Origin of the sequence: Enterobacter sp. MGH 4 (assembly GCF_000534735.1) — a bacterium.
Classification (GTDB): Bacteria; Pseudomonadota; Gammaproteobacteria; order Enterobacterales; family Enterobacteriaceae; genus Enterobacter; species Enterobacter intestinihominis.
This window is the reverse complement of sequence record NZ_KI973297.1, coordinates 128,889-145,965: the sequence shown is the minus strand read 5'-3', so window position 1 is coordinate 145,965 and position 17,077 is coordinate 128,889. Positions and strand designations below refer to the sequence as shown.

The 17,077-nt window shown below is 57.8% G+C and carries 17 protein-coding genes; 15 read left to right on the top strand and 2 right to left on the bottom strand.

All coding sequences use genetic code 11. The features are described from left to right. Position 1: 1 nt before the first annotated feature. The 5 genes from ftsE to livJ all read left to right on the top strand — a co-directional run bounded on the left by ftsE (position 2) and on the right by livJ (position 5,523). Positions 2-667, top strand: a complete 666-nt coding sequence (gene ftsE / locus L350_RS02210; RefSeq protein ID WP_006812284.1) for a cell division ATP-binding protein FtsE — start codon at positions 2-4, stop codon at positions 665-667. Continuing rightward, positions 660-1,715: a permease-like cell division protein FtsX gene (ftsX, locus tag L350_RS02215; protein ID WP_022649667.1), complete on the top strand. Its 1,056-nt coding sequence runs from the start codon at positions 660-662 to the stop codon at positions 1,713-1,715. Before ftsE ends, ftsX begins: the two co-directional genes overlap by 8 nt. Before the next feature lie 250 nt (positions 1,716-1,965). Further along, the gene (rpoH, locus tag L350_RS02220; protein WP_000159624.1) at positions 1,966-2,823 is read left to right on the top strand and encodes an RNA polymerase sigma factor RpoH; all 858 of its coding nucleotides are present in this window, start codon (positions 1,966-1,968) and stop codon (positions 2,821-2,823) included. A gap of 136 nt (positions 2,824-2,959) precedes the next feature. Continuing rightward, positions 2,960-4,225, top strand: coding sequence for a 4-aminobutyrate--2-oxoglutarate transaminase (locus tag L350_RS02225; RefSeq protein WP_032626831.1), 1,266 nt, complete (start codon positions 2,960-2,962; stop codon positions 4,223-4,225). Between the two features lie 197 nt (positions 4,226-4,422). Then, positions 4,423-5,523 carry a branched chain amino acid ABC transporter substrate-binding protein LivJ gene (livJ, locus tag L350_RS02230; RefSeq protein WP_015571474.1) on the top strand — a complete coding sequence of 367 codons (1,101 nt, stop codon included), beginning with the start codon at positions 4,423-4,425 and terminating at the stop codon, positions 5,521-5,523. 220 nt (positions 5,524-5,743) lie between these two features. Here livJ and panM read toward each other — a convergent pair whose 3' ends face one another. Continuing rightward, the gene (gene panM / locus L350_RS02235; protein ID WP_022649664.1) at positions 5,744-6,127 is read right to left on the bottom strand and encodes an aspartate 1-decarboxylase autocleavage activator PanM; all 384 of its coding nucleotides are present in this window, start codon (positions 6,125-6,127) and stop codon (positions 5,744-5,746) included. 424 nt (positions 6,128-6,551) lie between these two features. Between panM and livK the strand changes: the two genes are divergently transcribed. The 10 genes from livK to ugpQ all read left to right on the top strand — a co-directional run bounded on the left by livK (position 6,552) and on the right by ugpQ (position 16,618). Next, on the top strand, positions 6,552-7,661 hold the full coding sequence (livK, locus tag L350_RS02240) for a high-affinity branched-chain amino acid ABC transporter substrate-binding protein LivK (RefSeq protein WP_023307130.1): 1,110 nt from the start codon (positions 6,552-6,554) through the stop codon (positions 7,659-7,661). A 46-nt stretch (positions 7,662-7,707) separates the two neighbouring features. Continuing rightward, positions 7,708-8,634: a high-affinity branched-chain amino acid ABC transporter permease LivH gene (gene livH, locus L350_RS02245; RefSeq protein WP_003861540.1), complete on the top strand. Its 927-nt coding sequence runs from the start codon at positions 7,708-7,710 to the stop codon at positions 8,632-8,634. After that, on the top strand, positions 8,631-9,908 hold the full coding sequence (locus L350_RS02250; RefSeq protein WP_006812275.1) for a high-affinity branched-chain amino acid ABC transporter permease LivM: 1,278 nt from the start codon (positions 8,631-8,633) through the stop codon (positions 9,906-9,908). The genes livH and L350_RS02250 overlap by 4 nt, the downstream gene beginning before the upstream one ends. Further along, positions 9,905-10,672 carry a high-affinity branched-chain amino acid ABC transporter ATP-binding protein LivG gene (livG, locus tag L350_RS02255; protein WP_022649661.1) on the top strand — a complete coding sequence of 256 codons (768 nt, stop codon included), beginning with the start codon at positions 9,905-9,907 and terminating at the stop codon, positions 10,670-10,672. Before L350_RS02250 ends, livG begins: the two co-directional genes overlap by 4 nt. 1 nt (position 10,673) lies before the next feature. Further along, positions 10,674-11,387, top strand: coding sequence for a high-affinity branched-chain amino acid ABC transporter ATP-binding protein LivF (gene livF, locus L350_RS02260; RefSeq protein ID WP_023298801.1), 714 nt, complete (start codon positions 10,674-10,676; stop codon positions 11,385-11,387). Positions 11,388-11,633: 246 nt separating this feature from the next. Next, positions 11,634-12,950 (top strand): sn-glycerol-3-phosphate ABC transporter substrate-binding protein UgpB, encoded by a 1,317-nt coding sequence (gene ugpB / locus L350_RS02265; RefSeq protein WP_032626829.1) that lies wholly within the window; start codon positions 11,634-11,636, stop codon positions 12,948-12,950. A 129-nt stretch (positions 12,951-13,079) separates the two neighbouring features. After that, positions 13,080-13,967, top strand: coding sequence for a sn-glycerol-3-phosphate ABC transporter permease UgpA (gene ugpA, locus L350_RS02270; RefSeq protein WP_022649658.1), 888 nt, complete (start codon positions 13,080-13,082; stop codon positions 13,965-13,967). Further along, positions 13,964-14,809: a sn-glycerol-3-phosphate ABC transporter permease UgpE gene (ugpE, locus tag L350_RS02275; RefSeq protein ID WP_023298800.1), complete on the top strand. Its 846-nt coding sequence runs from the start codon at positions 13,964-13,966 to the stop codon at positions 14,807-14,809. The genes ugpA and ugpE overlap by 4 nt, the downstream gene beginning before the upstream one ends. 1 nt (position 14,810) lies before the next feature. Further along, entirely contained in the window at positions 14,811-15,881 is a 1,071-nt protein-coding gene (locus L350_RS02280; RefSeq protein ID WP_022649656.1) for a sn-glycerol-3-phosphate import ATP-binding protein UgpC, read from the top strand. Further along, a complete protein-coding gene (gene ugpQ, locus L350_RS02285) occupies positions 15,878-16,618 on the top strand; it encodes a glycerophosphodiester phosphodiesterase (protein WP_022649655.1) in 741 nt (246 codons plus the stop codon). Before L350_RS02280 ends, ugpQ begins: the two co-directional genes overlap by 4 nt. Here the strand turns inward: ugpQ and L350_RS02290 are convergent. Next, positions 16,608-16,979: a DUF2756 family protein gene (locus L350_RS02290; RefSeq protein ID WP_023298798.1), complete on the bottom strand. Its 372-nt coding sequence runs from the start codon at positions 16,977-16,979 to the stop codon at positions 16,608-16,610. The genes ugpQ and L350_RS02290 overlap by 11 nt on opposite strands. Between the last annotated feature and the right edge of the window lie 98 nt (positions 16,980-17,077).

Here is a 17,077-nt window from a genome sequence, read left to right as displayed (position 1 = left end):
AATGATTCGCTTTGAACACGTCAGCAAGGCCTATCTCGGCGGGAGACAAGCGCTACAGGGGGTAACATTCCACCTCCAGCCAGGCGAGATGGCATTCCTGACCGGCCATTCCGGCGCGGGGAAAAGTACCCTGCTCAAGCTGATCTGTGGGATCGAGCGGCCAAGTGCCGGGAAAATCTGGTTCAGCGGCCATGAAATTAGCCGTCTTAAGAACCGTGAAGTGCCGTTCCTGCGTCGTCAGATTGGCATGATTTTCCAGGATCACCACCTGCTGATGGATCGCACGGTTTTCGATAACGTCGCGATCCCGCTGATTATTGCCGGCGCCAGTTACGATGATATCCGCCGTCGCGTTTCGGCGGCACTGGATAAGGTCGGGCTGCTGGACAAAGCGAAGAACTTCCCGATCCAGCTCTCCGGCGGTGAGCAGCAGCGCGTGGGCATCGCCCGTGCGGTGGTGAACAAGCCTGCCGTCTTGCTGGCGGATGAACCGACCGGTAACCTGGACGATGCCCTCTCTGAAGGGATCCTGCGTCTGTTTGAGGAATTTAACCGCGTGGGGGTCACGGTACTGATGGCGACGCACGACATGGGGCTTATCTCACGCCGTTCGTACCGCATGCTGACCCTGAGCGACGGGCATTTGCACGGAGGCCACGGTGAATAAGCGTGATGCAATGAACCAGATTCGGCAGTTCAGCAACCGGTTTGACCGTTTCCGCAAGCCTCAGGGCGGCGGGGACGGCAATCGCCATGCGCCTAAGCGTGCCAAAGCGACACCGAAACCGAACTCCCGTAAAACCAACGTCTTCAACGAACAGGTGCGCTACGCCTTCCAGGGCGCGTTGCAGGATCTAAAAAGCAAACCGCTGGCGACGTTCCTGACGGTGATGGTGATTGCCATCTCCCTGACGCTGCCGAGCGTCTGCTACATGGTTTACAAAAACGTAAACCAGGCGGCGTCCCAGTACTATCCGTCGCCTCAGATCACCGTTTATCTGGATAAAGCCCTCGACGATAACGCGGCGGCGCAAGTGGTGGGGCAGATTCAGGCCGAGCAGGGCGTGGAGAAAGTGAACTATCTTTCCCGCGATGAAGCGCTGGGCGAATTCCGCAACTGGTCCGGGTTCGGCGGCGCGCTGGATATGCTGGAAGAGAACCCGCTGCCCGCCGTGGCGGTGGTGATCCCGAAGCTCGATTTCCAGGGCACCGATTCGCTCAACACCCTGCGCGACCGCATTACCCGCATCAATGGGATTGATGAAGTGCGCATGGACGACAGCTGGTTTGCCCGTCTTGCCGCCCTGACCGGGCTGGTGGGGCGCGTATCGGCGATGATCGGCGTGCTGATGGTGGCGGCGGTGTTCCTCGTCATCGGTAACAGCGTGCGCCTGAGCATCTTCGCCCGTCGCGATACCATCAACGTGCAGAAACTGATTGGCGCAACGGATGGTTTCATCCTCCGCCCGTTCCTCTATGGCGGCGCGTTATTAGGTTTTTCTGGTGCATTTCTTTCATTGATTTTGTCAGAAATTTTGGTGATGCGGCTGTCGTCTGCCGTCACCGAGGTGGCGCAGGTTTTCGGAACGAAGTTTGATATCAGTGGCTTAGGGTTCGATGAGTGCCTGCTGTTGCTGCTGGTCTGCTCCATGATCGGCTGGGTGGCGGCATGGCTGGCAACGGTTCAACATTTACGCCACTTTACTCCCGACTAATAAAAGCGTGATATAATCTTTCCCTGCACCGAGATGTTCGCTTGCAGGGAAAGCGTCCCTGTTGTCTCTTCCCCTGTAATCATCTTCATGTCACATTTTGTGCGTAATTTATTCACTGTTGCACCTGGAACTTGTGGATAAAATCACTGTCTGATAAAAGAGTGAATGCTAATCTCGTTGCTCAAACGCTTTGGCATGGTTGTTGCCTGACGGGGACAACCTGGACCAGAAGAAACATTGAGAGGAATGAATGACCAAAGAAATGCAAACTTTAGCTTTAGCCCCTGTTGGTAACCTGGAATCTTACATCCGGGCTGCGAACACCTGGCCGATGTTAACGGCTGAGGAAGAAAAGGAGCTTGCTGAAAAGCTGCATTACCAGGGCGATCTGGAAGCAGCTAAAACGCTGATCCTGTCTCACCTGCGCTTTGTTGTTCACGTTGCTCGTAATTATGCGGGCTACGGCCTGCCGCAGGCGGACCTGATTCAGGAAGGTAACATTGGCCTGATGAAGGCGGTACGTCGCTTCAACCCGGAAGTGGGTGTGCGACTCGTCTCCTTCGCCGTGCACTGGATCAAAGCGGAAATTCACGAATACGTCCTGCGTAACTGGCGTATTGTGAAAGTCGCCACGACGAAAGCGCAGCGCAAACTGTTCTTCAACTTGCGTAAAACCAAGCAGCGTCTGGGCTGGTTCAATCAGGATGAAGTGGAAATGGTGGCGCGCGAGCTGGGCGTTTCCAGCAAAGACGTCCGCGAGATGGAATCCCGTATGGCCGCGCAGGACATGACGTTTGATATGTCTGCCGACGACGATGCCTCCGACAGCCAGCCGATGGCCCCGGTCCTGTATCTGCAGGATAAAACCTCTAACTTTGCTGACGGCATTGAAGAGGATAACTGGGAAGACCAGGCGGCAAACAAGCTGACCTTCGCGATGGAAGGCCTCGACGAGCGTAGCCAGGATATCATCCGTGCCCGCTGGCTGGACGAAGATAACAAGTCCACGTTGCAGGAACTGGCCGACCGCTACGGCGTCTCCGCTGAACGTGTGCGTCAGCTTGAGAAGAACGCCATGAAAAAACTTCGCGCCGCTATCGAAGCGTAATTTCCGCGAAGTACACCGAGAACCCCTGGATGAGAGTCTGGGGGTTTTGTTTTTTTAGCGCCCGCTCTGGCGAATTTCTTCCCCCTGGCAAACACTTACTGATGCGCTAAGCAGGCGACATTCAGAGGGTGACAGGGTGAAAAATAACGAACTGAACGACCGGCGTTTACAGGCAACGCCGCGCGGTATCGGCGTCATGTGTAACTTCTATGCCGATAAAGCCGAAAACGCCACGGTGTGGGACGTAGAAGGTAACGAGTATATTGATTTTGCCGCCGGGATCGCCGTGCTGAATACCGGGCATCGCCATCCTAAAGTTATCGCCGCCATCGAAAAACAGCTTCATGCCTTTACCCATACCGCTTACCAGATCGTCCCCTATGAAGGTTATGTGGCGCTTGCCGAGCGCATCAACCAGCGCGTACCCATAGAGGGGCCAGCCAAAACCGCCTTCTTCTCAACGGGTGCAGAAGCGGTCGAAAACGCGGTGAAAATTGCCCGCGCGTACACCAGACGTCCCGGCCTTATCACCTTCGGCGGCGCGTTCCACGGCCGTACCTTTATGACCATGGCGCTGACCGGCAAAGTGGCGCCCTATAAGCTCGGCTTCGGCCCGTTCCCCGGCTCGGTGTACCACGCGCAATTCCCCAACAACCTGCACGGCGTCAGTACCGCCGAAGCGTTAAAAAGCCTGGAGCGCATCTTCAAAGCCGATATCGCGCCCGATCAGGTGGCGGCAATCATTATTGAACCGGTCCAGGGCGAGGGCGGATTCAACGTCGCGCCCGCTGATTTTATGCAGGCGCTGCGTGCCCTGTGCGATACCCACGGGATTTTACTGATTGCCGACGAAGTGCAAACCGGCTTCGCCCGTACCGGCAAGCTATTCTCCATGGAAAACCACTGCGTGAAGCCCGATCTGATCACCATGGCGAAAAGCCTGGCGGGCGGAATGCCGCTCTCTGCCGTCTCTGGCCGGGCAGAGGTGATGGACGCGCCCGCTCCGGGCGGACTGGGCGGCACCTACGCGGGTAACCCGCTGGCGATTGCGGCGGCCCATGCGGTGCTGGACGTGATTGACGAGGAAGATCTCTGCACGCGCGCGTCTCATCTCGGCCATCATCTTGTCGAGGTGCTGAATAAAGCGAAGGATGGCTGTCCCTGGATCGCCGATATCCGTGGGCAGGGCTCGATGGTGGCGGTGGAATTTACCGATCCGCAAACCGGACAGCCGTCGCCGGAATTTACCCGTCAGGTTCAGGAACGCGCGTTGAACGAAGGGCTGCTGCTTTTGAGTTGCGGCGTCTACGGCAACGTTATCCGCTTCCTCTACCCGCTCACCATCCCCGAAGCGCAGTTCCGTAAAGCGCTGGATATTATTTCCGCCTCGCTGACACGATAAAGCCAAAAGCCCGGCTGAAATGAAGGTCGGGCTTATCATATTTTCATTTCAAATTAGCTATTCCAAAATCATAAAAATGGGGTATGTTTTAGCAGAGTATGCTGAAAAAGCGCGAACAGCACGCCTATAATTGAAATAAAGCGCTACACAACAACATCACAACAATCGTTATAACCATAATAATGGGGAATCTCAGGATGAACATGAAGGGTAAAGCGTTACTGGCAGGATGTATCGCGTTGGCATTCAGCACTATGGCGCAGGCCGATATTAAAGTGGCCGTGGTGGGCGCGATGTCTGGTCCGGTAGCACAGTACGGCGACCAGGAATTTACGGGCGCGGAACAGGCGGTTGCAGACATTAATGCTAAGGGCGGCATCAAGGGCGAAAAGCTGCAAATCGTAAAATATGACGATGCCTGTGACCCGAAACAGGCGGTCGCGGTGGCGAACAAAGTGGTAAATGACGGGATCAAATACGTTATCGGTCACCTGTGCTCCTCTTCCACCCAGCCCGCGTCTGACATCTACGAAGACGAAGGCATTCTGATGATCACGCCGGCTGCGACGGCACCAGAGCTGACCGCGCGCGGCTATAAGCTGATCCTGCGTACCACCGGTCTGGACTCCGATCAGGGGCCAACCGCCGCGAAATACATTGTTGAAAAAGTGAAGCCGCAGCGCATCGCGATTGTTCATGACAAACAGCAGTACGGCGAAGGCCTGGCCCGTGCGGTGCAGGATAACCTGAAAAAAGCGAATGCCAACGTGGTGTTCTTTGACGGTATCACCGCCGGTGAGAAAGACTTCTCGACTCTGGTAGCGCGTCTGAAGAAAGAGAATATCGACTTCGTTTATTACGGCGGCTACCACCCGGAAATGGGGCAGATCCTGCGTCAGGCGCGTGCGGCGGGTCTGAAGACACAGTTCATGGGGCCAGAAGGCGTGGCGAACGTTTCCCTGTCTAACATCGCGGGTGAGTCTGCTGAAGGGCTGCTGGTGACCAAACCGAAAAACTACGACCAGGTGCCTGCGAACAAACCTGTTGTAGATGCCATCAAGGCGAAGAAACAGGATCCAAGCGGTGCGTTCGTCTGGACCACTTACGCAGCGTTGCAGTCTCTGCAAGCGGGCCTGAACCAGTCAGCCGATCCGGCGGAGATTGCCACCTGGCTGAAAGCGAACTCGGTGGAAACCGTGATGGGGCCGCTGTCCTGGGATGAGAAGGGCGACCTGAAGGGCTTCGAGTTCGGCGTGTTTGACTGGCATGCCAACGGCACGGCGACAGACGCCAAATAAAAGCAAAAAGGCAACATAAGTTGCCTTTTTTAATGTTTTCTCCCTCTCCCCGTGGGAGAGGGCCGGGGTGAGGGCATCAGGCCGCAGAGCCCCGCTTTTGCCCGGTGGCGCTTCGCTTACCGGGCCTACAATCAGCCTGGGAAAATGCGGCAGATAATGCGGCACACAATGTGGCAGACAATGTAGGCCGGGTAAGGCGCAGCCGCCACCCGGCTTTCTTTTAGCGCTTCTCCCACCCGTTCGCCTGCGCCGTAAACCCTAACGCCTGCATAAACGCCGCCATTACGCCGCGATCCTCCACGCCCACGTCGGCCATCCACCAGGAGGTCACGCTCGGGTTTTCGCGGATCACCTCTTCAATCAAATACTGCCCGACCCCGCGACGACGGGTCACGTCGCGCACGCGCAGGGAGTCCAGCGCCCCTTCCGTGCCGCTCAGCGTTACGCGGACGGCGGCCAGCAGGCGCTCGTTAAAGCGCGCGGCATAGATGCGGTGGTTCTCATCGACGGCCAGCGATGAAGAAGAATATTCCGGCCAGATCTTGCCCAGGTCGATATGATCCTGGTCGCTAAAGGTCACCAGACGCACGATAGTCAGTTTCATTAGCTGCTTGTCCAAATCAAAAAGAGTACGGCCAGTGTACTCAATTTAATTGCTCAGGCACTTTCTCTTTTTCTTCCCATTTACCAGGTGATTAGTTTTTTGGCAACGCGATGGGCAGTTTGAAAACACATGGATCGAAAAATAAGCAGAATTTTAACCTGAATGGTAGTGATTTATTCGGCGCTTTGTACCGTTATTTTATGCTGCAAACTGCGCTTTTATTTGTTTATCTCCGTCTGATTTCAGAATATTATCTTTGCTTAATCGCCTGAAAAATAGAGATATTAGTCTGGTTGTTGTTAAAAACCTGCGCTAAACCATTAAAGGCACTGGTAAAAATAGCGTTGTTCATTAAAAGTACAGAATGCTTTTTAACCATAATAAAACAAAATATATACATCACTTCACGAATGGGGATTCTGAGATGAAAAGGAACGCGAAGACGTTAATCGCGGGGATGGTCGCACTGTCGATCTCGCATGCCGCTATGGCAGACGACATTAAAGTTGCGGTAGTGGGTGCGATGTCCGGCCCCGTTGCCCAGTGGGGCGATATGGAGTTCAACGGCGCGCGTCAGGCCATCAAAGATATCAATGCTAAAGGCGGCATCAAAGGCGACAAGCTGGTGGGCGTGGAGTATGACGACGCCTGCGATCCAAAACAGGCCGTCGCGGTCGCCAACAAAATCGTTAACGACGGTATCCAGTACGTCATCGGGCACCTGTGTTCCTCCTCCACGCAGCCTGCGTCTGATATCTACGAAGACGAAGGCATCCTGATGATCACCCCGGGCGCCACCAACCCGGAACTGACCCAGCGGGGTTACCAGCACATTATGCGTACCGCCGGTCTGGACTCCTCGCAGGGGCCAACCGCCGCCAAATACATCCTCGAAACCGTTAAGCCACAGCGCATTGCCATCATTCATGACAAACAGCAGTACGGTGAAGGCCTGGCGCGCTCCGTACAGGACGGCCTGAAAAAAGGCGGGGCGAATATCGTCTTCTTCGACGGCATTACCGCCGGTGAGAAAGACTTCTCCGCGCTGATCGCCCGCCTGCAAAAAGAGAATATCGACTTCGTTTACTACGGCGGCTACTACCCGGAAATGGGGCAGATGTTGCGCCAGGCGCGCGCCACCGGTCTGAAAACCCAGTTTATGGGGCCTGAGGGCGTCGGTAATGCCTCCCTGTCGAACATCGCGGGCGATTCTGCCGAAGGCATGCTGGTGACGATGCCAAAACGCTATGACCAGGATCCGGCGAATAAAGCTATCGTGGATGCGCTCAAGGCACAGAAGAAAGATCCGAGTGGCCCATACGTCTGGATCACCTACGCGGCCGTGCAGTCGCTGGCCACGGCCATGGATCGCACCGGCAGCAAAGAGCCGCTGGATCTGGTGAAAGATTTAAAAGCACACGGGGCGAACACCGTGATTGGGCCGCTGAACTGGGATGAGAAAGGCGATCTGAAGGGATTTGAATTTGGTGTCTTTAAGTGGCACGCCGACGGTTCGTCCTCGGTCGCCAGATAATAATCCCACCGCCCGGTTTACCGGGCGGATATAAAAAGGTTTGCATATGTCCGAGCAGTTTCTCTACTTTTTGCAGCAGATGTTTAACGGCGTCACGCTGGGAAGCACCTACGCGCTGATCGCCATCGGCTACACGATGGTTTACGGCATTATCGGCATGATCAACTTCGCCCACGGCGAGGTGTACATGATCGGTAGCTACGTCTCCTTTATGATCATCGCCGCGTTGATGATGATGGGCATCGACAGCAGCTGGTTGCTGGTGGCCGCCGGGTTTGTCGGCGCGATTGTGATTGCCAGCGCCTACGGCTGGAGCATCGAACGGGTGGCCTACCGGCCGGTGCGCAGCTCCAAGCGCCTTATTGCGCTGATCTCCGCCATCGGTATGTCCATCTTCCTGCAAAACTACGTCAGCCTGACAGAAGGTTCGCGTGACGTGGCGCTGCCAAGCCTGTTTAACGGCCAGTGGATTGTGGGGGCCAGCGAAAACTTCTCTGCCTCTGTCACCACCATGCAGCTGGTTATCTGGGTTGTGACCTTTATTGCCATGCTGGCCCTGACCCTGTTCATCCGCTACTCCCGCATGGGACGCGCCTGCCGCGCCTGCGCGGAAGATCTGAAGATGGCGAGCCTGCTCGGGATTAACACCGACCGCGTGATTGCTCTGACCTTCGTGATCGGCGCAGCGATGGCGGCGGTGGCTGGCGTGTTGCTCGGCCAGTTCTACGGCGTAATCAACCCGTACATCGGCTTTATGGCCGGGATGAAAGCCTTCACCGCCGCGGTACTGGGCGGCATTGGCAGCATTCCGGGCGCGATGATCGGCGGCCTGATCCTGGGCGTGGCCGAAGCGCTCTCTTCGGCGTACCTGAGCACCGAATATAAAGATGTGGTGTCGTTTGCCCTGCTGATTCTGGTTCTGCTGGTCATGCCTACCGGTATTCTGGGCCGTCCGGAGGTAGAGAAAGTATGAAACCGATGCATTTTGCGATGGCGCTGCTTTCTGCCGCCATGTTCTTCGTCCTGGCGGGCGTCTTTATGGGCGTCCAGTTAGGGCTGGACGGCACGAAGCTGGTGGTGGATACCGCCCCCGATATCCGCTGGCAGTGGGTGTTTATCGGTACTGGCGTGGTGTTCCTGTTCCAGCTGCTGCGTCCGCTGTTCCAGAAGACGCTGAAGAACGTCTCCGGGCCGAAATTCGTCCTTCCGGCGATCGACGGTACAACCGTGAAGCAGAAGCTGTTCCTTGTGGCGCTGCTGGTGGCTGCCGTGGCGTGGCCGTTTATGGTATCGCGCGGGACGGTGGATATTGCCACCCTGACCATGATCTACGTGATTCTGGGGCTAGGTCTGAACGTGGTGGTGGGGCTGTCTGGCCTGCTGGTGCTGGGCTACGGCGGGTTCTACGCCATCGGCGCGTACACCTTCGCGCTGCTGAACCATTATTACGGCCTCGGCTTCTGGACCTGTTTGCCGCTGGCGGGGCTGGTCTCTGCCGCCGCGGGCTTCCTGCTCGGCTTCCCGGTGCTGCGCCTGCGCGGTGACTACCTGGCGATTGTGACCTTAGGCTTCGGCGAAATCGTCCGTATCCTGCTGCTCAACAATACCGAAGTGACCGGCGGTCCGAACGGCATCAGCCAGATCCCGAAACCGACCTTCTTCGGCCTGGAGTTCAGCCGTACCGCCCGCGAAGGCGGCTGGGATACCTTCAGCAACTTCTTTGGCATCAAATACGACCCGTCCGACCGCGTGATCTGGCTCTACCTGGTGGCGCTGCTGCTGGTGGTGATTACCCTGTTTGTGATCAACCGTCTGCTGCGCATGCCGCTGGGCCGCGCATGGGAAGCGCTGCGTGAGGATGAGATCGCCTGCCGTTCCCTGGGCCTGAATCCGACCCGTATCAAGCTGACCGCGTTTACCATCAGCGCCGCGTTTGCCGGTTTCGCCGGAACGCTGTTTGCCGCGCGTCAGGGCTTCGTCAGCCCGGAATCGTTCACCTTTGCCGAATCGGCCTTCGTGCTGGCGATTGTGGTGCTCGGCGGGATGGGTTCCCAGTTCGCCGTGATCCTCGCGGCCATCCTGCTGGTGGTCTCGCGCGAGCTGATGCGCGACTTTAACGAATACAGCATGCTGATGCTGGGTGGCTTGATGGTGCTGATGATGATCTGGCGTCCGCAGGGCTTGCTGCCGATGACGCGTCCACAGCTGAAGCTTAAGAGCGCGGAAGCGAAAGGAGAGCAGGCATGAGTCAGCCATTATTATCCGTTAACGGTCTGATGATGCGTTTTGGTGGCCTGCTGGCGGTCAACAACGTGAATCTGGATCTGCATAAGAAAGAGATTGTCTCCCTGATTGGCCCGAACGGCGCAGGGAAAACCACAGTATTCAACTGCCTGACCGGTTTTTACAAGCCGACAGGTGGCACCATCATGCTGCGCGACCAGCACCTCGAAGGGCTACCGGGCCAGCAGATTGCCCGCATGGGCGTGGTGCGTACCTTCCAGCACGTGCGTCTGTTCCGGGAGATGACGGTGATTGAGAACCTGCTGGTGGCGCAACATCAGCAGCTCAAAACCGGCCTCTTTTCCGGCCTGCTGAAAACCCCGGCCTTCCGCCGCGCGCAGGAGGAGGCGCTCGATCGCGCCGCCACCTGGCTCGACCGTATCGGCCTGCTCCAGCACGCCAACCGGCAGGCGAGCAACCTGGCCTACGGCGATCAGCGTCGTCTGGAGATTGTGCGCTGCATGGTGACGCAGCCGGAAATCCTGATGCTCGACGAACCGGCGGCGGGCCTTAACCCGAAAGAGACCAAAGAGCTGGACGAGCTGATTGCCGAGCTTCGCGATCATCACGACACCACCATCCTGCTGATTGAGCACGACATGAAGCTGGTGATGGGCATTTCGGACCGTATCTACGTGGTTAACCAGGGCACGCCGCTGGCAAACGGCACGCCGGAAGAGATCCGCAGCAACCCGGACGTGATCCGCGCATACCTTGGTGAGGCATAAGATGGAAAAAGCGATGTTAACGTTCGACAAGGTCAATGCGCACTACGGCAAGATCCAGGCGCTGCACGACGTCAGCCTGCATATCAATCAGGGCGAGATCGTCACCCTGATTGGCGCCAACGGCGCGGGGAAAACCACGCTGCTCGGCACCCTGTGCGGCGATCCGCGCGCCACCAGCGGGCGGATTGTGTTTGACGGCAAAGATATTACCGACTGGCAGACGGCTAAAATTATGCGTGAAGCGGTAGCGATCGTCCCGGAAGGGCGTCGCGTGTTCTCGCGCATGACGGTCGAAGAGAACCTGGCGATGGGCGGTTTCTTCGCCCACCGGGATGAATACCAGACCCGCATCAAATGGGTATACGAACTCTTCCCGCGCCTGTGGGAGCGGCGAATTCAGCGCGCGGGCACCATGTCCGGCGGGGAGCAACAGATGCTGGCGATTGGCCGCGCGCTGATGAGCCAGCCGCGTCTGCTGCTGCTGGATGAACCCTCGCTCGGTCTTGCGCCGATCATTATCCAGCAGATCTTCGACACCATCGAGCAGCTGCGCAAAGAGGGGATGACCATCTTCCTCGTCGAGCAGAACGCCAACCAGGCGCTGAAGCTCGCTGACCGTGGCTACGTGCTGGAGAACGGCCGCGTGGTGCTCTCCGATACCGGCGATGCGCTGCTGGCGAACGAAGCGGTGCGGAGCGCGTATTTGGGCGGCTAAGCCGTCTGTATCGCCCGGTGGCGCTGCGCTTACCGGGCCTACGGATACCATGTAGGCCGGGTAAGGCGAAGCCGCCACCCGGCTTTTTTTCATATTAACCCCTTCACACAACCATCATCCCTCTGACGCCTGGCTGTCACCTATCTGTAAACAAACAGTTATTTTTCTGTCATTCGAGCATGTCATGTTACCTCGCGAGCACAAAACGCGTGATATCGCGCATCCGGCATAATAAGAGAGATGACAATGACATCGTTACGACACACAGCTTTGGGTCTGGCAATCGGTCTGGCTTTTGCGGCGAACGCAATGGCTGTGACCACCATTCCGTTCTGGCATTCTATGGAAGGGGAGTTGGGTAAAGAGGTTGACTCCCTGGCGCAACGTTTCAACGACACCCACCCGGATTACAAAATTGTGCCGGTGTACAAAGGCAACTACGAGCAGAGCCTGAGCGCGGGCATCGCCGCCTTCCGTACCGGCAATGCGCCAGCCCTGTTACAGGTTTATGAAGTCGGCACCGCGACCATGATGGCCTCCAAAGCCATCAAGCCGGTCTATGAAGTGTTCAAAGACGCGGGCATCAACTTTGACGAATCCCAGTTTGTGCCGACCGTCTCCGGGTACTACACCGATTCCAAAACCGGCCACCTGCTGTCCCAACCGTTTAACAGCTCCACGCCGGTGCTGTACTACAACAAAGATGCCTTCAAAAAAGCCGGTTTAGATCCGGAACAGCCGCCAAAAACCTGGCAGGATCTGGCGGAGTACACCGCGAAGCTGAAAGCGGCGGGGATGAAGTGCGGCTACGCCAGCGGCTGGCAGGGCTGGATCCAGATTGAAAACTTCAGCGCCTGGCACGGCCTGCCGGTTGCCACCAAAAACAACGGCTTCGATGGCACCGACGCGGTTCTGGAATTTAACAAGCCGGAGCAGGTGAAGCACATCGCGCTGCTGGCCGATCTGAACAAGAAGGGCGACTTCAGCTATTTCGGGCGCAAAGACGAATCCACCGAGAAGTTCTACAACGGTGACTGCGCCATTACTACCGCGTCTTCCGGTTCGCTGGCGGACATCCGTCACTACGCCAAATTCAACTACGGCGTGGGCATGATGCCGTACGACGCTGATGTAAAAGGCGCGCCGCAGAACGCCATCATCGGCGGGGCGAGCCTGTGGGTGATGCAGGGTAAAGACAACGGCACCTACAAAGGCGTGGCCGAGTTCCTCGACTTCCTGGCGAAGCCGGAAAACGCCGCCGAGTGGCACCAGAAGACCGGCTACCTGCCGATCACCAAAGCCGCGTACGACCTGACCCGGGAGCAGGGCTTCTACAGCAAGAACCCGGGCGCGGACATCGCGACGCGTCAGATGCTGAACAAGCCGCCGTTGCCGTTCACCAAAGGCCTGCGTCTGGGCAACATGCCGCAGATCCGCACCATCGTTGATGAAGAGCTGGAAAGCGTCTGGACCGGGAAGAAAACGCCTCAGCAGGCGCTGGATTCAGCGGTAGAGCGCGGCAACCAACTGTTACGCCGCTTTGAGCAGTCGACGAAGTCTTAATTAAAATCTTACCCCTCACCCTAACCCTCTCCCCATAGGGGAGAGGGGACTGCACGGAGCCGTCTTTTCTCCCTCGCCCCTATGGGGAGAGGGCCGGGGTGAGGGGCGAAAACCTACTTGAGCTAACCTATGTCATCATCCCGTCCGGTGTTCCGTTCCCGCTGGCTGCCGTACCTGCTGGTTGCGCCGCAGCTGGTCATCACCGTTATCTTCTTTATCTGGCCTGCGGGCGAAGCGCTGTGGTACTCGGTACAAAGCGTCGATCCGTTCGGGCTTTCCAGCCAGTTTGTCGGGCTGGACAACTTTACCGCGCTGTTCCATGACAGCTACTACCTGGACTCCTTCTGGACGACGATCAAATTCAGCGCGCTGGTCACCGTCAGCGGTCTTGTCGCGTCGCTGTTCTTCGCCGCGCTGGTGGATTACGTAGTGCGCGGCAGCCGTCTGTATCAGACCCTGATGCTGCTGCCTTACGCTGTGGCTCCCGCCGTGGCCGCCGTGCTGTGGATCTTCCTGTTTAACCCGGGGCGCGGGCTGATTACCCACTTCCTGGGCGAGTTTGGCTATGACTGGAACCACGCCCAGAACAGCGGTCAGGCCATGTTCCTGGTGGTGTTCGCCTCGGTGTGGAAGCAGATCAGCTACAACTTCCTGTTTTTCTTCGCCGCGCTACAGTCTATCCCGCGTTCGCTGGTGGAGGCCGCCGCGATTGACGGCGCAGGGCCCGTTCGTCGCTTCTTCAAACTGTCGCTGCCGCTGATCGCCCCGGTGAGTTTCTTCCTGCTGGTGGTAAACCTGGTGTACGCCTTCTTCGACACCTTCCCGGTGATCGACGCCGCCACTGCGGGCGGTCCGGTACAGGCGACGACCACGCTGATTTATAAAATTTACCGCGAAGGCTTTGCCGGGCTTGATCTCTCTGCCTCTGCCGCCCAGTCCGTGGTGCTGATGTTCCTCGTCATCATCCTCACGGTGGTGCAGTTCCGCTATGTCGAAAGTAAGGTGCGCTACCAATGATTGAGAACCGTCGCGGGCTGACGATTTTCAGCCATACCCTGCTGATCCTGGGCATCCTCGTCATCCTGTTCCCACTGTACGTGGCCTTCGTCGCCGCCACGCTGGACACCAAAGCGGTGTTCGACACGCCGATGACGCTCGTCCCCGGCGGGCATCTTTTCGAGAACATGAAAACTATCTGGACCCAGGGCGTGGGGGCCAACAGCGCGCCGTTCTGGCTGATGATGCTCAACAGCTTCATCATGGCGTTCGGCATCACCGTCGGCAAAATCACGGTGTCGATGCTCTCGGCGTTTGCCATCGTCTGGTTCCGCTTTCCGCTGCGTAACCTGTTTTTCTGGATGATTTTTATCACTCTGATGCTGCCGGTAGAGGTGCGTATCTTCCCGACGGTGGAGGTGATCGCCAACCTGAAGATGCTCGACAGCTACGCGGGCTTAACCCTGCCGCTGATGGCCTCGGCGACCGCCACCTTCCTGTTCCGCCAGTTCTTTATGACCCTGCCGGATGAGTTGATTGAAGCCGCGCGCATCGACGGGGCCTCGCCGATGCGCTTCTTCCGCGACATCGTGCTGCCGCTGTCGAAAACCAACCTTGCGGCGCTGTTTGTGATCACCTTTATCTACGGCTGGAACCAGTACCTGTGGCCGCTGCTGATCGTTCAGGACGTCAACCTCGGCACCGCCGTGGCAGGCATCAAAGGCATGATCGCCACCGGCGAAGGCACCACCCTCTGGAACCAGGTGATGGCGGCGATGCTGCTCACCCTTATCCCCCCGGTCGTTATCGTTTTAGCCATGCAGCGTGCGTTTGTGCGTGGTTTGGTGGACAGTGAGAAATAAGATGGCAGGTTTAAAATTACAGGCAGTAACCAAAAGCTGGGACGGCAAAACCCAGGTCATTCAGCCGCTGACGCTCGACGTGGCGGACGGGGAATTTATCGTCATGGTCGGCCCGTCCGGCTGTGGGAAATCGACGCTGCTGCGCATGGTGGCGGGGCTGGAACGCGTGACGTCCGGGGATATCTGGATTGACCGCCAGCGCGTTACCGAGATGGAACCCAAAGATCGCGGCATCGCGATGGTGTTCCAGAACTACGCCCTCTATCCGCACATGAGCGTGGAAGAGAACATGGCCTGGGGGCTGAAAATTCGCGGCATGGGCAAAGGCCATATCGAGGAGCGCGTGAAAGAAGCCGCGCGCATTCTGGAGCTTGACGGCCTGCTCAAGCGTCGCCCGCGTGAGCTTTCCGGCGGCCAGCGTCAGCGCGTGGCGATGGGGCGCGCCATCGTGCGCGACCCGGCGGTCTTTCTGTTCGACGAACCGCTGTCAAACCTCGACGCCAAGCTGCGCGTGCAGATGCGCCTTGAGCTACAGCAGCTGCATCGCCGCCTGAAAACCACGTCCCTCTACGTGACCCACGATCAGGTAGAGGCCATGACTCTCGCCCAGCGCGTGATGGTGATGAACAAAGGCATCGCCGAGCAGATTGGCACCCCGGTGGAAGTCTACGAAAAACCGGCCAGCCGTTTTGTGGCGAGCTTTATCGGCAGCCCGGCGATGAACCTGCTGGACGGGCGGATCAATGCTGCAGGAACCCATTTTGAGCTGGAAAGCGGGATGGCGTTGCCGATCAACTGGTACTATCGTGGCTACGCCGGGCGTAAGATGACGCTCGGTATCCGCCCGGAGCATATTGGTTTGACGTCTCAGGCGGACGGCGGCGTGCCGCTGGTGATGGACACGCTGGAGATGCTGGGCGCAGACAACCTGGCGCACGGACGCTGGGGCGAACAAAAGCTGGTGGTGCGCCTGCCGCATCAGGAGCGCCCGAAGGCAGGCAGCACGCTGTGGCTGCATATGCCGGAAAATCACCTGCACTTATTTGACGGTGAAACAGGACAACGAGTATGAGCAACTGGCCTTACCCCCACATTGTCGCCCACCGTGGCGGCGGTAAACTGGCGCCGGAAAACACCCTGGCGGCAATTGACGCTGGCGCGCGCTACGGCCACACGATGATCGAGTTCGATGCCAAGCTGTCGAAGGACGGCGAAATTTTCCTGCTGCATGACGACAACCTTGAACGCACCAGCAACGGCTGGGGCGTGGCGGGCGAACTGCCGTGGCGCGATCTGCTGAAGGTGGACGCCGGAAGCTGGTTCAGCGGGGAATTCAAAGGCGAGCCATTGCCGCTGCTGGCGGAAGTGGCGGACCGCTGCCGCCAGCACGGCATGATGGCCAACATCGAAATCAAACCGACCACCGGCACCGGGCCGCTGACGGGCAAAGTCATCGCGCTGGCCGCGCGTGAGCTGTGGGAAGGGATGACGGTACCGCTGCTGTCGTCGTTTGACATCGACGCGCTGGAAGCGGCACAGGCGGCCGTACCAGAGCTGCCGCGCGGGCTGCTGCTGGATGAGTGGCGAGAAGACTGGCGCGCGCTGACTGCCCGCTTAGGTTGCGTGTCGATCCACCTCAACCATAAGCTGCTGGATGAAGCGCGCGTGATGCTGTTGAAAGAGGCCGGTCTGCATATCCTGGTCTACACCGTCAACAAACCCCAGCGTGCAGCCGAGCTGCTGCGCTGGGGCGTGGACAGCATCTGTACCGATGCGATTGACCAGATCGGGCCGAACTTTATTTATTAAGCATACTGCCGTTCTGCTGGGTCGGCAGCATATGCTGCTGACCGCTGCTTTGCGACACCCCGCCCCCTAACATCCCACCGTTTGAGTTTGACAGCGGCTGCTCGCGCATCTGGCCCTGCTGCACGCGCTGGGTATTAGCGTTCATCTGGTTTTGCAGGTGCTGCTGCTGCACCTGGGTCTGCGTCTTTAACTGCTGATTAAGCATCCCTTTCTGCTGCTGTTGCTGGCTCATCATCTCCGTCTGCATACGCTGCTGGCTCGGAATGACATAGCCCTGCTGGTTTGGGTTGTTCAGCGTGTTTATCGGCTGTGCGAGCGCGGCGAACGGAAGCAGCGCGATCAGGATCGGTAATCGTTTCATGGTTATCTCCTCCTTTGAGGCTTCTCTTAAGTTTATCCTGATTCCGACATAACGATGATTTTTTAAGAGTTGTGAACCAGGCTTAAGCGGGGAATATA